The sequence below is a fragment of the Stenotrophomonas nematodicola genome, from assembly GCF_009467805.1.
Lineage (GTDB): Bacteria > Pseudomonadota > Gammaproteobacteria > Xanthomonadales > Xanthomonadaceae > Stenotrophomonas > Stenotrophomonas nematodicola.
The window spans coordinates 289,187-302,737 of record NZ_WIAY01000003.1; the positions used below are offsets into that span (position 1 = coordinate 289,187).

Annotated in this window: 14 protein-coding genes; 6 read left to right on the forward strand and 8 right to left on the reverse strand. The window is 68.2% G+C overall.

What is annotated here, in order from left to right:
- Nucleotides 1-93: 93 nt before the first annotated feature.
- Together GDJ08_RS12150 and GDJ08_RS12155 are read left to right on the forward strand one after the other, a co-directional pair.
- A complete protein-coding gene (locus tag GDJ08_RS12150; RefSeq protein WP_136003537.1) occupies nucleotides 94-732 on the forward strand; it encodes an NAD(P)-dependent oxidoreductase in 639 nt (212 codons plus the stop codon).
- Nucleotides 733-807: 75 nt separating this feature from the next.
- Nucleotides 808-1,722, forward strand: a complete 915-nt coding sequence (locus tag GDJ08_RS12155) for an MBL fold metallo-hydrolase (protein WP_017355696.1) — start codon at nucleotides 808-810, stop codon at nucleotides 1,720-1,722.
- A gap of 7 nt (nucleotides 1,723-1,729) precedes the next feature.
- On the opposite strand, the gene dinB is transcribed toward GDJ08_RS12155, so the two are convergent.
- Complete coding sequence (gene dinB, locus GDJ08_RS12160) at nucleotides 1,730-2,812, reverse strand: DNA polymerase IV (protein WP_017355695.1); 1,083 nt, start codon at nucleotides 2,810-2,812, stop codon at nucleotides 1,730-1,732.
- A gap of 227 nt (nucleotides 2,813-3,039) precedes the next feature.
- Between dinB and fabA the strand changes: the two genes are divergently transcribed.
- Together fabA and fabB are read left to right on the forward strand one after the other, a co-directional pair.
- A complete protein-coding gene (gene fabA, locus GDJ08_RS12165; protein WP_017355694.1) occupies nucleotides 3,040-3,555 on the forward strand; it encodes a 3-hydroxyacyl-[acyl-carrier-protein] dehydratase FabA in 516 nt (171 codons plus the stop codon).
- A complete protein-coding gene (fabB, locus tag GDJ08_RS12170) occupies nucleotides 3,555-4,763 on the forward strand; it encodes a beta-ketoacyl-ACP synthase I (protein ID WP_136003535.1) in 1,209 nt (402 codons plus the stop codon). Before fabA ends, fabB begins: the two co-directional genes overlap by 1 nt.
- A 110-nt stretch (nucleotides 4,764-4,873) precedes the next feature.
- Here fabB and GDJ08_RS12175 read toward each other — a convergent pair whose 3' ends face one another.
- Genes GDJ08_RS12175 through GDJ08_RS12185 form a run of 3 tightly spaced genes read right to left on the reverse strand, consistent with a single transcriptional unit; the run spans nucleotide 4,874 to nucleotide 7,376 of the window.
- Nucleotides 4,874-5,557 (reverse strand): HAD family hydrolase, encoded by a 684-nt coding sequence (locus GDJ08_RS12175; RefSeq protein ID WP_017355692.1) that lies wholly within the window; start codon nucleotides 5,555-5,557, stop codon nucleotides 4,874-4,876.
- Entirely contained in the window at nucleotides 5,554-6,258 is a 705-nt protein-coding gene (locus GDJ08_RS12180; protein ID WP_017355691.1) for a pseudouridine synthase, read from the reverse strand. The genes GDJ08_RS12175 and GDJ08_RS12180 overlap by 4 nt, the downstream gene beginning before the upstream one ends.
- On the reverse strand, nucleotides 6,255-7,376 hold the full coding sequence (locus tag GDJ08_RS12185) for a class I SAM-dependent methyltransferase (protein WP_153164939.1): 1,122 nt from the start codon (nucleotides 7,374-7,376) through the stop codon (nucleotides 6,255-6,257). Before GDJ08_RS12185 ends, GDJ08_RS12180 begins: the two co-directional genes overlap by 4 nt.
- A 144-nt stretch (nucleotides 7,377-7,520) precedes the next feature.
- Here GDJ08_RS12185 and GDJ08_RS12190 point away from each other — a divergent pair, with 144 nt between their 5' ends.
- Nucleotides 7,521-7,784 (forward strand): hypothetical protein, encoded by a 264-nt coding sequence (locus GDJ08_RS12190; RefSeq protein ID WP_017356497.1) that lies wholly within the window; start codon nucleotides 7,521-7,523, stop codon nucleotides 7,782-7,784.
- A 38-nt stretch (nucleotides 7,785-7,822) separates the two neighbouring features.
- On the opposite strand, the gene GDJ08_RS12195 is transcribed toward GDJ08_RS12190, so the two are convergent.
- Both GDJ08_RS12195 and GDJ08_RS12200 read right to left on the reverse strand, forming a co-directional pair.
- Nucleotides 7,823-8,113: a DUF3247 family protein gene (locus GDJ08_RS12195; protein WP_017356498.1), complete on the reverse strand. Its 291-nt coding sequence runs from the start codon at nucleotides 8,111-8,113 to the stop codon at nucleotides 7,823-7,825.
- 63 nt (nucleotides 8,114-8,176) lie between these two features.
- The gene (locus GDJ08_RS12200; protein ID WP_136003530.1) at nucleotides 8,177-10,141 is read right to left on the reverse strand and encodes a hybrid sensor histidine kinase/response regulator; all 1,965 of its coding nucleotides are present in this window, start codon (nucleotides 10,139-10,141) and stop codon (nucleotides 8,177-8,179) included.
- A 250-nt stretch (nucleotides 10,142-10,391) separates the two neighbouring features.
- On the opposite strand from GDJ08_RS12200, the gene GDJ08_RS12205 reads away from it, so the two are divergent.
- Nucleotides 10,392-10,961: a DUF3016 domain-containing protein gene (locus GDJ08_RS12205; protein WP_017356500.1), complete on the forward strand. Its 570-nt coding sequence runs from the start codon at nucleotides 10,392-10,394 to the stop codon at nucleotides 10,959-10,961.
- A 74-nt stretch (nucleotides 10,962-11,035) separates the two neighbouring features.
- Here the strand turns inward: GDJ08_RS12205 and alr are convergent, their stop codons facing one another.
- Nucleotides 11,036-12,115 carry an alanine racemase gene (alr, locus tag GDJ08_RS12210; protein WP_017356501.1) on the reverse strand — a complete coding sequence of 360 codons (1,080 nt, stop codon included), beginning with the start codon at nucleotides 12,113-12,115 and terminating at the stop codon, nucleotides 11,036-11,038.
- Complete coding sequence (locus GDJ08_RS12215; RefSeq protein WP_153164940.1) at nucleotides 12,094-13,404, reverse strand: D-amino acid dehydrogenase; 1,311 nt, start codon at nucleotides 13,402-13,404, stop codon at nucleotides 12,094-12,096. Before GDJ08_RS12215 ends, alr begins: the two co-directional genes overlap by 22 nt.
- Between the last annotated feature and the right edge of the window lie 147 nt (nucleotides 13,405-13,551).

Here is a 13,551-nt window from a genome sequence, read left to right on the forward strand (position 1 = left end):
TCGTTCTACGCAACAAATTAGGCCGTTATACGCGGTTTTTCGGACGATTTCAGGCGCATATGCTGGCCTTCCTCCCGCAACGGATCTCGCCCCATGAAAATCGCGCTTGTTGGTGCCACCGGCAACATCGGCCGTGAAATCGCCCGCCAGGCCCTCGCCCGCGGCCACCAGGTCACGGCCATCGTGCGCCGCGACACCGCGCTGCCTGCCGAACTGGACGGCGCCACGCTGGCCGTCGCCGCGCTGGACGACACCGATGCCCTGGCCGCCGTGATCGCCGGCCATGACGTACTCGCCAGCGCCTACGGCCCGCGCCCGGGTGACGCCCCGGCCGACGTGGCCGCCGTGGCTACCCACCTCACCGGGGCCGCGCGCCAGGCCGGCGTGCGCCGGGTGGTGGTGGTCGGCGGTGCCGGCAGTCTGGAGGTCGCGCCAGGCGTGCAGCTGGTGGACACCCCCACGTTCCCCGACGCCTACAAGCCGATCGCGCTGGCGCACCGAGAGGCCTTCAAGGTCTACCAGGGCATCGATGATCTGGATTGGACCTTCTACTCTCCCGCCGCCGAGATCGGCCCGGGCCCGCAGCAGGGCGGCTTCCGTACCCAGGCCAAGGCCTTCCTGGCCAGTGCCGACGGCCATAGCCGGATCAGCTACGCCGACTACGCCGACGCGTTCGTCAACGAAATCGAGACGCCGCGGTACCTGCGCCAGATCGCCACCGTCGCGTACTGACGAACGGCCCGACCCGCCCCGGCTCCACCAGGCCCCGGCATGCCGCCGGGGCCCTGTCGCACAGGACCCCACACCATGCCCCCTCTTTCGCGCGCCCCGCTGCTGCTGGCGCTGGCCGTCGGCGCCGCACTCGGCGTGGCTGCACCTGCGGCCAGCCATGCAGCCCCTGCCACCACGCAACGCGCACCGCTGCAGGTGCAGCCTTACCATCCGGGCGCGAAGGCGCTGTTCCAGGTGTCCTCCAGCCTGGTCACCGGCGAGCACGACGCGATCCTCATCGACGCCCAGTTCGCGGCGTCGGATGCGGCACACCTGGTGCAGCGTGTCCGCGCCAGCGGCAAGCGCCTGACCACCCTCTACATCAGCCACGGCGACCCCGACTACTACTTCGGCCTGGCTACCCTGCAGGACGCCTTCCCCGACGCCCGGATCGTTGCCACCGCGCAGACGGTGGCCCACATCCAGGCGACGCAGGCCGGCAAGCTCGCCTACTGGGGGCCGAAGATGGGTGCCGACGCGCCTGCGCGCATCGTGGTGCCGCAGGTCCTCGACGGCGACACCCTCACACTGGACGGGCAGACGCTGCAGATCATCGGGCTGGACGGCCCCACCCCGGACCGGACCGTGGTGTGGATTCCCGCGCTGCGGACCGTGCTCGGCGGCATTCCCGTGGTCAGTGGCGAACATGTATGGATGGCCGATACGCAGAGTGCGCAGTCGCACGCGGACTGGCTGGCGACCCTGGCGAAGATCAAGGCACTCAAACCGGTGCGCGTCATTCCCGGGCACTACGCCACGGGCGCGGCGCTGGATGTCGGCGCGCTGGACTTCACCGCAGCCTATATCCGTGCCTTCGATGCGGAAGCCGCGCGCAGTGCCGACGCCGATGCCCTGGTCGCGGCGATGAAAACGCGCTACCCGCGCCTGCAGGGAGTGGATTCACTGGCGTTGAGTGCCAAGGTCGCCAAAGGCGAGATGCGCTGGCCGTAAGCGGCGGTCACGCCTCGTCGAGGTGATCGAACAGGCCGGGCTGGCGCACCGGTTCGCGCTCGCGGAACCCCCCCAGCCCGACGCCAACGAGGCGATAGCGCGTGTCATCCGGCAGGTCGACGCGCGCGCGCAGCGCCAGCGCGATATCGCGCAGTTCTTCCAGCGTGTCCGGCGGCGACTCCGGCGTGAAGCTGCGGGTGATGATGCGGAACTGCGCGGTCTTCAGCTTCAGCACCACCGTATGCCCGACCCGCTCGGTTCTGCGCGTTGCCTGCCAGGTCTTCGTGGCCAGCTCGACGATGGCCGCGTCCAGCGCATCCAGCGGCAGGTCCTCGGCGAAGGTGTCCTCCGAGGAGATCGACTGCACCGGCTGGTCCGGTTCCACCGGGCGCTCGTCGATGCCGCGTGCGCGCCGGTACAGGCTGGCGCCGAAGCTGCCGAAACGCGTTTCCAGCACCTCCAGCGGCAACGCGCGCAGATCGCCCACGGTGACGATGCCCAGTTCGGCCAGCTTGCCTTCCATCACCTTGCCCACGCCGGGTACCCGCTTGACCGGCAACGGCGTAAGGAACTGTTCGACTCGATGCGGCGGCACCACGAACTGGCCATCCGGCTTGCGCCAGTCCGAGGCGATCTTGGCCAGGAACTTGTTCGGCGCGATCCCGGCCGACGCGGTCAACTGCGTTTCCTCGCGGATCTGCGCCCGCACGATCGCCGCGATCTCGGTCGCCACCGTCATGCCGCCTTTGTGCACGGTCACGTCCAGGTAGGCCTCGTCCAGCGACAGCGGTTCGACCAGGTCGGTATGCCGCAGGAAAATCTCACGCACCTGGCGCGACACTGCCTTGTAACGGGCGAAGTCGGGCGGCACGAACACCGCGTCCGGACACAGCCGCTCGGCACGCAGCGCCGGCATCGCCGAGCGGATGCCGAACACCCGCGCCTCGTACGACGCCGCGCACACCACCGAGCGCGCGCCTTTCCACGCCACCACCACCGGCCGGCCACGCAGCGCGGGGTCGTCGCGCTGCTCCACCGACGCGTAGAACGCGTCCATGTCGACGTGGATGATCTTGCGGAGGGCGGGCACGGCGTGACGGACTCGGGTCAGATGAACAAGATTACAGCCACACGCTTGAGTATGGTCTTTTCATAACAACAACATGCGTTTTTGAACCTGAAAACACTACGCTGGCGTACGGTTAAAACGTTTGATTGAAACGATTTTCCTCTGCACTCTTGAACACTTGTCTTTTATCAAGAGCAGCCGAGCGGCGCTCGGATGTACCCGATGACAACTTCAGGATTGCGCTTTTCATGACTCGTCTCAACGCGTTCTCGCGCGAACAGCTGCTGGCCAGCGCCCGCGGCGAACTGTTCGGCCCGGGCAGCGGTCGCCTGCCCAACGATCCGATGCTGATGTTCGATCGCATCACCGATATCCGCGAGGACGGCGGCCCACACGGCAAGGGACTGGTACGCGCGGAACTGGATATCCGCCCGGACCTGTGGTTCTTCGGGTGCCACTTCATCGGCGACCCGGTGATGCCCGGTTGCCTGGGCCTGGATGCGATGTGGCAGCTCACCGGCTTCTACCTGACCTGGCTGGGCGCTCCCGGCCGCGGCCGTGCATTGGGCTGCGGCGAGGTGAAGTTCACCGGCCAGGTGCTGCCCGAGGCCAAGCAGGTCAGCTATGAAATCGACATCACCCGCGTCATCAACCGCAAGCTGGTGATGGCGCAGGCCGACGCCCGCATGCTGGTGGACGGCCGCGAAATCTACACCGCCAAGGACCTGCGTGTGGGTCTGTTCACTTCCACTGAGAACTTCTGATGCGTCGCGTCGTCATTACCGGAATGGGCATCACTTCGTGCCTGGGCAACGATCTGGACACCGTGTCCACCGCGCTGCGTGAAGGCCGCGCCGGCATCCGCACTCTGCCCGACCACGCCGACGCCGGCCTGCGCAGCCACGTGGGCGGCAACATCGAACTGGACCTGGACGCGCAGATCGACCGCAAGCTCAAGCGCTTCATGAGCGACGCGTCGGCGTATGCGTACATCGCCATGCGCGATGCGATCGCCGATGCCGGCCTGGAGGCCGACCAGGTCGCCAACCCGCGCACCGGCCTGATCGCCGGCTCCGGCGGCGGCTCCAGCCAGTGGCAGGTCGAATCGGCCGACATCCTGCGCGCGCGCGGCGTGCGCAAGGTCGGCCCGTACATGGTGCCGCGCACGATGTGCTCCACGGTGTCGGCATGCCTGTCCACCGCGTTCCAGATCAAGGGCCTGAGCTATTCGCTGTCGGCCGCCTGCGCGACGTCGGCACATTGCATCGGCGCCGCCGCGGACCTGATCCGGCACGGCGCGCAGGACGTGATGTTCGCCGGTGGCGGCGAAGACCTGCACTGGTCGATGAGCGTGATGTTCGATGCGATGGGCGCACTGTCCACCCGCTTCAACGAAACCCCGGCCAGTGCCTCGCGCCCGTACGACAAGGACCGCGACGGCTTCGTCATCGCCGGTGGTGGCGGCATGCTGGTGCTGGAGGATTACGACCATGCCGTTGCGCGTGGCGCACGCATCTATGCCGAGCTGGTCGGCTATGGCGTCACCTCCGATGGCGCCGACATGGTGGCACCGTCGGGTGAGGGCGCGGTGCGCTGCATGAACATGGCAATGGCCAATCTGTCCGCCCCGATCGACTACCTCAACACGCACGGCACCTCGACCCCGCTGGGCGATGTCACCGAGCTGAAGGCGGTGCGCGAGGTGTTCGGCGAAAACGTGCCGCCGCTGTCGTCCACCAAGGCGCTGTCGGGCCATTCGCTGGGCGCCGCCAGCGTGCACGAAGCGATCTACTGCCTGCTGATGATGCGCGACGGCTTCATCGCCGGCTCGGCCAACATCGGCGAGCTGGACCCGCTGGTGGAAGGTTTCCCGATCGTGCGCGAAAGCCACAATGCACAGTTGAACACGGTGATGTCCAACAGCTTCGGCTTCGGCGGCACCAACGCTGCGCTGGTGTTCGGCCGGGTGTGAATCCAGGCGGACCACGCGCGAAGGAAAGCCCGGCCAAGCGCCGGGCTTTTTTCTGCGCGGCCAGGTGGGGGCCATCCGCGCGCACCGGTCGAGCCGACTGGACGTCGGCTCTACCTGGTGGGCAGCAAAGGCAGCAGGAGCGTGCGGGCGTCGAGCAGCGAGTCGACGATGCGGTGACCCAGGGCGCGGAGCGCGTCGTCAGGGCGCACCAGGTCCGGGACCTGGATGGCCGTCATGCCGGCGCCTACCGCGGCGCGGATGCCGGCCGGCGAATCTTCCAGGGCCAGGCAGCGCGCGGGTGCCTTGCCCAGCTTCTGCGCGGCCAGCAGGTAGATGTCCGGCGCCGGTTTGGGATGGGCCACGTCGCTGCTGGTGACCACCACCTCGAAGAACGGCAGCAGCCCCGCCGCGTGCAGCTTGCGCGACGCACGCGGCTGCCGCGTGGAGGTGGCGACCGCGCGCGGAATGTCATGCGCCTGCAGCAACTGAAGGATGTCCACGATGCCCGGCCGCAGCGGCAGGCCCGCCTGGGTACGCGCCTCGTACAGAGCGTGGCAGCGCGCGAACAGCGCGGCGACCTGCCCGGCAGGGATGTGCTCCAGCAGCAGGCGCTCGCAGTCACGGTCACCCAGGCCGACCATCCCCAGCCAGAAGTCCTCCGCGAACGGAAGCTGCAGCTCCCGCGCCGCCGCCGACCAGCAGGCGATCGACACGCGTTCGCTGTCGATCATCAGGCCATCCATATCGAAGATGACGGCGTCGGGCAGGAACGGCAGCGCGGCAATGGCGGTCATGGGACGTCGAACAGGGTGTCCAGGTCGGTGGCATCGAGCATGCGCCACTGGCCTTCGGCCAGGTCGCCCAGCGACAACCCGCCGATGCGGCTGCGGTGCAGCGCTTCTACATGGTTGCCGACGGCGGCGAACATGCGACGCACCTGATGGTAACGACCTTCATGCAGCACCAGCTGCGCCTGGCGCGGTGACCGCACGTCCAGTTCAGCGGGCAGCAAGGGCTTGTCGTCCGATTCCAGCAGCAGCGTGCCGCTGGCGAACCGGCTCACTTCATCGCCCCGCAGGTCCTCGGCAAGGGTCACCTCGTAGGCCTTGTCCAGGCGCGACTTCGGCGAGACGATCCGGTGCAGCAGCGCGCCATCGTCGGTCATCAGCAGCATCCCGCTGGTATCGCGGTCCAGCCGGCCCACCGAGGACAGCACCGGCGACCGCTCGCGGAAGCGCGGCGGCAGCAGGTCGTAGATCAACCGGCCGGTGTCCTTGGTGGAGCAGGTGTAACCGCGCGGCTTATGCAGCAGTACGGTCAGCCCCTGCGGCGGGTCCAGCGGCTCGCCTTCAACACGGATCGCCTCATGCGCAACCACGTCGTCGGCGTACAGCACCTCGCCGTCAGCGTCGGTGATCAGGCCGGCACGGAACATCCCCTGCACCTGCTTGCGGCTGCCATAGCCGAGGTTCGCCAACAGCTTGACCAGCTTCATGCGCGGCCTCCGCGGCCCCACGTCGGCTCGGTGCTGCGCGGGGTCCTGACGGGGGTGGGGCTCCTGCTGGCCTTGGTGGCCTCGATCAGCTTGAAACCGTCGCGCTCGGCCGCCACGCGCACCTGGCCGAAGCTCTCATTGAGGATCTGCTCGTACGGCAGGTGGCGGTTGGCCACCAGCCACATGCGCCCGCCCGGGCGCAGCGCCTCCGCCGCCACGGCGATGAACCGCTGGCCGATGTCGGGGCGGTCGGCACGGGACGGGGTGTGGAACGGCGGATTGGTGACGATGAAGTCGTACCGGCCTTCGATGCCGGCGGTGACATCGTGCCAGTGGTAGTTCAGCGCGGCCGGCTTGCCCAGCGCGGCCAGGTTGGCGCGCGCCAGTGCCAGCGCGCGGCCTTCGGCTTCGTACAGGTCCAGCGCGGTCACGCCCGGGCAGCGGGCCAGCACTTCGGCCGAGAGGTAACCGAAACCGCTGCCCAGATCGGCGCCGACGCCGGCCAGGTCGGCCGGCAGCTGCTCGACCAGCAGCGCCGAGGCCGGATCGATGCGATCCCACGCGAAGATGCCCGGGCGGCTCTGGAAGCGCCCGCCGAGGATGGCGCGCGGTGCGTCAAGGCTGGCCCAGCGCTGTGCCAGCGCCACGTCGTGCTGGCCGTTCAGCGGTGCGGTCCAGTAGGCACGGCAATGGTTCTTGGTGAGTTTTCCGCCCAGACCGGCCAGCGACTGCAGATCGCTTTCGCCGGAGCGCGCGCCTTCGTTGTTGTGCTGGCAGGCCACGACGGTGCCGCCCGGCGCCGCCAGCGCCAGCGCGCGTGCGAACAGGGCGCGCGCCTCCTCGCGCTGGCGCGGCGGCAGCACCAGCACCAGCGCATAGCGGGTGGTGTCATCGATCAGCTGCTGCTCATCGCGCACCTGCCAGCCACTGGCCTCCAGCGCATCGGCGAAGGGGCGGAAGCTCTGCTCGCAGACCAGCTGCGCCGGCTGGGCGTATTCGCGCAGCGGCCAGCCGTCGCGGGCGCGCAGGAACAGCACCGGGCCGGCGGGCCAGGACAGCGCGCCGTTGGCGAACGGCAGGAACAGGGTTTCCAGGGGGGCGTCGTGCTGGGCAGCCATGCAGGGGGGCACATCGTCAAAAGAGGGGGCCATTCTACCGGTTCGTCCGTACGGCCCGGTTTTGCGTTTATTCAACGTCCCGTTGATGCCACGGCAACACCCGTGCCGTCAGGGTGGAGGCTCCCCTCGAGATGGAGATGACTCATGCGTGCACTGTTTGTCGGCGGCGTGGTGGACAACAGCGAAATGGACCTGGAGGGCAACCACCCGCCGGTGCACTACCCCGAGGACACCGGCGGCGGCCATTCGCGCTACCGGCTGCACCAGGTGGGCAAGACCGCCGATGGCACCGTGGCATATGCGGTGTACGGCGCGCCGGACATGGCCGATGACGAAGTGGGCAGGATCGCCGACGAACGCGCCTATGCGCGCCGTTTCGAGGCCGAAGCCGAGGTCTTCACGCACTGAACGACGCGGTGCCCGGCACTGCAGTGCCGGGCGCAGGCTCACTCGCGCGGCGGCAGCTGGCGTACGGCGGCGATGCTGTCCAGCCATACGAGGTGCTGCTGCACCGGCGCATCCAGGTCATCCAGGCGCAACTGGCCATTGCTGCCTTCGTTCTCTGCGGCGTCGCGGTACTGCTGCACGGTGGGCTGCACCGCCACCGTGCCGAGCAGGCGACGGCCATCGACGAGGGTCAGCTCCACCTGGGTCTGGCCACGCAGCTGCGGCAGCAGCGCCTCCAACGCGGCGATGTCGGCGGGGTCGGTATGCACGGCGGGGGCAAGGCGGGACATGGCGTTCTCCGGACTACGGCAGCCCAGTGTGCCAAGCCGGGCGTATACGGCCCGGCAACACGGCTAGCGCGCGGCCAGCACCGTCCGTACCGCTGAGACCAGCTGCGCCACCGAATAGGGCTTGGCCACGTGCTCCTGGAAGCCGGAGGCCAATGCCCGCTTGCGGTCGTCGGCACGGGCCAGCGCCGTGACCGCCACGGCGGGCAGCACCTGGGCGTCCACGCCGATGTCCTCGCGCAGGGTCCGCACCAGGCCGTAGCCATCCATGCCGGGCATGCCGATATCGGTCAGCAGCACGTCAATTGCGGCGTGTCCACCCGCATCGAGCAGGGCCAGGGCCTCGCCGGCCGAGGCGGCCGCCGTGACCTGGGCCCCCTGCTCTTCGAGCAGTCGCCGCAGGTACTCCAGCACTTCCGGCTGGTCCTCCACGGCCAGCAGGTGCAGGCCCTTGAGCGGGAAGGGCTCGATGATCTGCTCGTTGATCGGGCCACTGAACACCTCGCGCAGCGGGCGCCCGTCGGCCTGCGGCTGGTAACGCGGCAGACGCACGGTGAACGTTGCGCCGTGGCCCTGGCCATCGCTGCTGGCCGCCACCGCACCCCCATGCAGTTCCACCAGCTGCTGCACAATCGCCAGGCCCAGGCCCAGGCCGCCATGCCGGCGGGTGGTGGTGCCGTCGGCCTGACGGAAACGGCCGAACAGGTGGCGCAGGAACTCGGGGGCGATGCCGTCGCCGGAATCGGTCACGGTGATCGACCAGTGCCCGGCATCGGCAGCCAAGGTCACCGCGACGGTGCCCTCGGCGGGGGTGAACTTGATCGCGTTGGAGAGCAGGTTCCACAGTATCTGCTGCAGGCGCGTGGCATCGCCCAGCACCAGACACGGGTCGTCGGGCAGCACCAGGCTGGTGTTCAGCGCCTTGCCCTCGGCTACCAGCTCCTGGGCGCGCATCGCCTCGATCAGCTGCGCGCGCAGGTCCAGCACTTCCACTTCCAGCTGCACCTTGCCCAGCAGCATGCTGCTCAGGTCCAGCATGTCCGAGATCAGGCGCTTCTGTGCCATTGCGCTGTTGGCGATCACGCCCAGCCCTTTGTACATCGGGCTGGTCTCATCGATGCGCTGGAGCAGCAGTTCGCTCCAGCCCAGGATGGTGGTCAGCGGTGTGCGCAGCTCATGCGACAGCGTGGCCAGGAATTCATCTTTGACCCGCGCCATGTTCTCTGCGGCGCTACGCGCGGCGCGTTCGGACTGCAGCAGCTCCTCGCGCGCCATTTCGATTTCACGCCGTTCGGTCACGTCCGGGCTGCTGCCGGCCAGGCCGATGAAACGACCCATGCGCGAGAAGCGCGGGCGCGCGTTCATTTCCAGCCAGCGCCACTGGCCATCGGCGCGCCGCCCGCGTACCAGTGCATGCATCGACCGCTGCGCCTTGAGTGCTTCCTGCAGTTCGTACTCGAACACGGAGGCATCGTCGGGGTGCACCAGGCCGCGCCAGACATCCTCGGGCACACGCTGTTCGTCGCCGCCGAAAAACTCGGTGAAGGCACTGTTGACGAAGCGGGCGTGGCCACGCTCGTCCAGCACCCATACCGGCATCGGCAGGCCATCGGCCAGCGCGCTGAAGCGCGCCTCGCTTTCGGCCAGTTCCACTTCGATCTGCTTGCGTGCGGTCACGTCGAAGAACAGCACCGCCACGTGGTGATCGGCCGGATCGCCCACCCGCACCGCTTCCACCGAATACCAGCGTGACAGCGCGCGGGCCTCCAGCTCGAACTGCAGCGGTGTGCCGGTGCGTGCCACCTGCCCGTACAGCCGGTACCACTCCGGTTCATGCTGCGGCTGCAGCGCCTTCATGCGCTTGCCGACGGCATCAGTGATACCGGTATTGCGCTCGAAGGCGTCGTTGACCTCCAGGAAGCGGTAATCCACCGCATGATCGCCATCAAACAGCACTTGGATGATGCAGAACCCGGCATTCATCCGTTCCAGCACCCCGCGGTGCAGGACGGGGTCAGACGCCGGGATCATGACCGGGGGACGTTCCAGGGTGGTAGGGGGCAGGCTGGACAAAGGCGTCAAGTGGGCAACTGGCGTAACAGAGGGACACAGGATGTTCCAGAGCGCGTATTCGCAGCGTCAAGCGCCAAGGGTGGGATTGACGCCGATGAATTGGCGGCAACGCCGGTGGAGCGGGCGCGGTTGAAGGATTGTCCCTCACCCGGATCAGGATCACACTGCCTTTCGTATTCCCTGTCTCAATGACGCAGGAGGACATGCCATGAAACGTTCGATGATCATCAGCACCGCGCTGGCGTGCGTGCTGGCGATGGGGGCGGCCCAGGCCGCGGGCCCAAGGACCGTGACGGACCCGCAGGCCCCGCGGGCGCTGAGCGGCGATGGCCCGGTGCGCGTGCAGTGGACCGATCCGGCGCAGTTCACCGAGATCCGCAAGAGCACCAATCGGTTTGATGCGGAGCGCGGGAACTGGGTGCAGCAGTTGGGCCAGTACGTGCAGACCGCCGCCGGAAAGCAGTTGCAGCCGGGTCAGACGCTGGATGTGACGCTGACCGACATCAAGCGCGCCGGCGACTATGAGCCGTGGCACGGCCCGCGCGCCAGCGACGTGCGGATCATGCGCGACATCTATCCGCCGCGCATCTCGCTGACATTCACCCTGAAGGATGCGCAGGGTACGGTGGTGTCCCAGGGCGAGCGCACGCTGGTGGATACCGGCTACCTGCACAACATCGGCCTGCAGAGCGATACCGACCCGCTGCGGTACGAGAAGAAGCTGCTGGACGACTGGATCCAGCGTGACGTGCGCGCGCCGGCCACTGCCAGCCGCTGAACGGGCGTGGCACACCGGAAAAAGGCGGCGCCCCTGCGGGTGCCGCCTTTTTTTTACCGGGCCGGCGCTGCGGGTCAGGCGTGCAGAAAACGGCGCGGCACGCGCTTGACCCCACACGGCAGCTGATAGGCGCTCACCCCGCACAGCGGCGCCAGCACATCCAGCCGCGGCGACGCGCCCCACAGGGTCACGGTGCTGCCGATGCCGGCCTGCGGCAGATCGGTGAGGTCCACGGTCAGCATGTCCATCGACACCCGCCCGATCACCCGGCCGGGCTGGCCATCGATCTGCACCGGGGTGCCATTGGGGGCGAACTGCGGGTACCCATCGGCGTAGCCCAGGGCGACCACGCCGACCCGCGTGCGCTCCTCGGCGACGAAACGGGCGCCATAGCCGACCGGCTCGCCCGCTTCGATCCAGCGCTCGGCGAAGATCTTCGATTCCATCGTCATCACCGGGCGCAGGCGTTCGGTCGCCATCGATGCGACCGGCAACGGGTTGGCCCCATACAGCATCAGGCCCGGGCGCACCCAGTCGCTGCGCACATCCGGCCAGCCCAGCAGCGCGGGCGAATTGCACAGACTGGTCTCACCGGCGAGGCCGTCGATGGCGGCCGCGAAGACGGCGGCCTGCTCGCGGGTGCGCGGGCTGTCCAGTTCGTCGGCGCGGGCCATGTGACTCATCAGTACCATCGGCCCGACCTGCGGCAGCGCGCCGAGACGGGCGTGCGCGGCCCGGAAGTCGGCCGGCGACAGGCCCAGCCGGTGCATGCCGCTGTCCAGCTTCAGCCAGATGCTCAGCGTGGCCGTGGTCTGGAACGCGGCGACGGCGTCGACCTGCCAGGGCGCCGCCACGGCGAACCACAGGTCGTGCTGGACGATCAGCGGCAGTTCGTCGGCGTCGAAGAAGCCTTCCAGCAGCACGATCGGGGTGGTGATGCCGGCCTCGCGCAGTTCCAGCGCCTCTTCGATGCAGGCCACGCCGAACGCATCGGCGGCCTCGTCCTGCAGCGCGCGCGCGCAGGCCACGGCACCGTGGCCATAGGCATCGGCCTTGATCGCGGCCAGGGTCTTGCGGCCGCCACCGAGTTCACGGGCCAGACGGTAGTTGGAGCGCAATGCATCCAGGTCGATCAACGCGCGGGCGGGACGCATGCTTCAGGCTCACTATGACGTACGGATGCGGCCGCGTGGCCGTAACGGAAGATATCCAGGCCTTCGGTGCTGATCTGCGGCTGGCGCGCGCTCATCAGGTCGGCGAGGTAACGGCCGGAGCCGCAGGCCATCGTCCACCCGAGGGTGCCGTGGCCGGTGTTGAGGAACAGGTTGCGGTACGGCGTGGCGCCGATCACCGGGGTGCCATCGGGCGTGGCCGGGCGCAGGCCGGTCCAGAACTCGGCGCGGCTCAGATCGCCGCCCTCCGGGTACAGGTCACGCACGACCTTCTCAAGGGTGGCGCGGCGGCGCGGCGACAGGGACAGATCGAAGCCGCCGACCTCGGCCATGCCGCCGACGCGGATGCGGTCGTCGAAGCGGGTCACGGCCACCTTGTAGCTTTCGTCCAGGATGGTGGAGGTAGGCGCCATTGCCGGGTTGGTGATCGGCAGCGTCAGCGAGTAGCCCTTCAGCGGGTACACGGGCAGGCGCAGGCCGAGCGGGTCGACCAGGGCCGGCGAATAGCTGCCCAGCGCGACCACATAGCGGTCGGCGGTTTCCAGCGCGCCGTTGATGTGCACTCCGGTGATACGGTCGCCCTGGGTCTGCAGGCCGGCGATGTCCTGGTCGAAGCGGAACTCGACACCGGCATCGACGCACATCTGCGCCAGGCGACGGGTGAACAGCTGGCAGTCGCCGGTCTGGTCACGGGGCAGGCGCAGCGCGCCGACCAGGGTGTCGGCAACGGCGGCCAGCGCCGGTTCGTGGGCGATGATGCCGGCCCGGTCCAGCACTTCGTAGGGCACGTCGTACCGGGCGAGAATTTCGATGTCCTGGGCCGAGGCATCCAGCTGCTGCTGGGTGCGGAACAGCTGGGTGGTGCCGAGGTCGCGGCCTTCGAACTGGATGCCGGTCTGGGTGCGCAGTTCATTGAGGCAGTCGCGGCTGTACTCGGACATGCGCACCATGCGCGCCTTGTTGATGGCGTAACGCGCGTGGGTGCAGTTGCGCAGCATCTGGGCGAGCCAGCGGTACTGGTGCCAGTCCAGGCCGGGCCGGATGGCCAGCGGGGCATGTTCGGAGAACAGCCATTTGACCGCCTTGAGCGGCACGCCGGGGGCGGCCCACGGTGAGGTGTAGCCGAATGACAGCTGGCCGGCATTGGCGAAACTGGTTTCCAGCGCCGGACCGGGCTGGCGGTCGACGACCGTGACTTCAAACCCGGCCTGCCGAAGGTACCAGGCACTGGTGGTGCCGATTACCCCACTGCCAAGGACTAGAACGCGCATGACACTTCTCCAACCCGATCATTCCCTGCACATAAGCGTGCCGGGACCACAATTGAGGAAGTATAGTCAGCCGAAACCAATCAATTCGCCTGTTTTTGGGAGTTGAGGCAGGATATTGTCCTGCAAACATCCTCGAGAGGCTGACAC

What these genes read in the sequence shown, in the direction of transcription:
- GDJ08_RS12175 (WP_017355692.1), bottom strand. Translation starts at nt 5,557, where the DNA reads ATGACCGCCATTGCCGCGCTGCCGTTCCTGCCCGACGCCGTCATCTTC.
- alr (WP_017356501.1), bottom strand. Translation starts at nt 12,115, where the DNA reads ATGCGTCCCGCCCGCGCGTTGATCGACCTGGATGCATTGCGCTCCAAC.
- GDJ08_RS12185 (WP_153164939.1), bottom strand. Translation starts at nt 7,376, where the DNA reads ATGGCTGCCCAGCACGACGCCCCCCTGGAAACCCTGTTCCTGCCGTTC.
- fabB (WP_136003535.1), top strand. Translation starts at nt 3,555, where the DNA reads ATGCGTCGCGTCGTCATTACCGGAATGGGCATCACTTCGTGCCTGGGC.
- GDJ08_RS12205 (WP_017356500.1), top strand. Translation starts at nt 10,392, where the DNA reads ATGAAACGTTCGATGATCATCAGCACCGCGCTGGCGTGCGTGCTGGCG.
- GDJ08_RS12215 (WP_153164940.1), bottom strand. Translation starts at nt 13,404, where the DNA reads ATGCGCGTTCTAGTCCTTGGCAGTGGGGTAATCGGCACCACCAGTGCC.
- GDJ08_RS12200 (WP_136003530.1), bottom strand. Translation starts at nt 10,141, where the DNA reads ATGATCCCGGCGTCTGACCCCGTCCTGCACCGCGGGGTGCTGGAACGG.
- GDJ08_RS12150 (WP_136003537.1), top strand. Translation starts at nt 94, where the DNA reads ATGAAAATCGCGCTTGTTGGTGCCACCGGCAACATCGGCCGTGAAATC.
- GDJ08_RS12190 (WP_017356497.1), top strand. Translation starts at nt 7,521, where the DNA reads ATGCGTGCACTGTTTGTCGGCGGCGTGGTGGACAACAGCGAAATGGAC.
- GDJ08_RS12180 (WP_017355691.1), bottom strand. Translation starts at nt 6,258, where the DNA reads ATGAAGCTGGTCAAGCTGTTGGCGAACCTCGGCTATGGCAGCCGCAAG.
- fabA (WP_017355694.1), top strand. Translation starts at nt 3,040, where the DNA reads ATGACTCGTCTCAACGCGTTCTCGCGCGAACAGCTGCTGGCCAGCGCC.
- GDJ08_RS12155 (WP_017355696.1), top strand. Translation starts at nt 808, where the DNA reads ATGCCCCCTCTTTCGCGCGCCCCGCTGCTGCTGGCGCTGGCCGTCGGC.
- GDJ08_RS12195 (WP_017356498.1), bottom strand. Translation starts at nt 8,113, where the DNA reads ATGTCCCGCCTTGCCCCCGCCGTGCATACCGACCCCGCCGACATCGCC.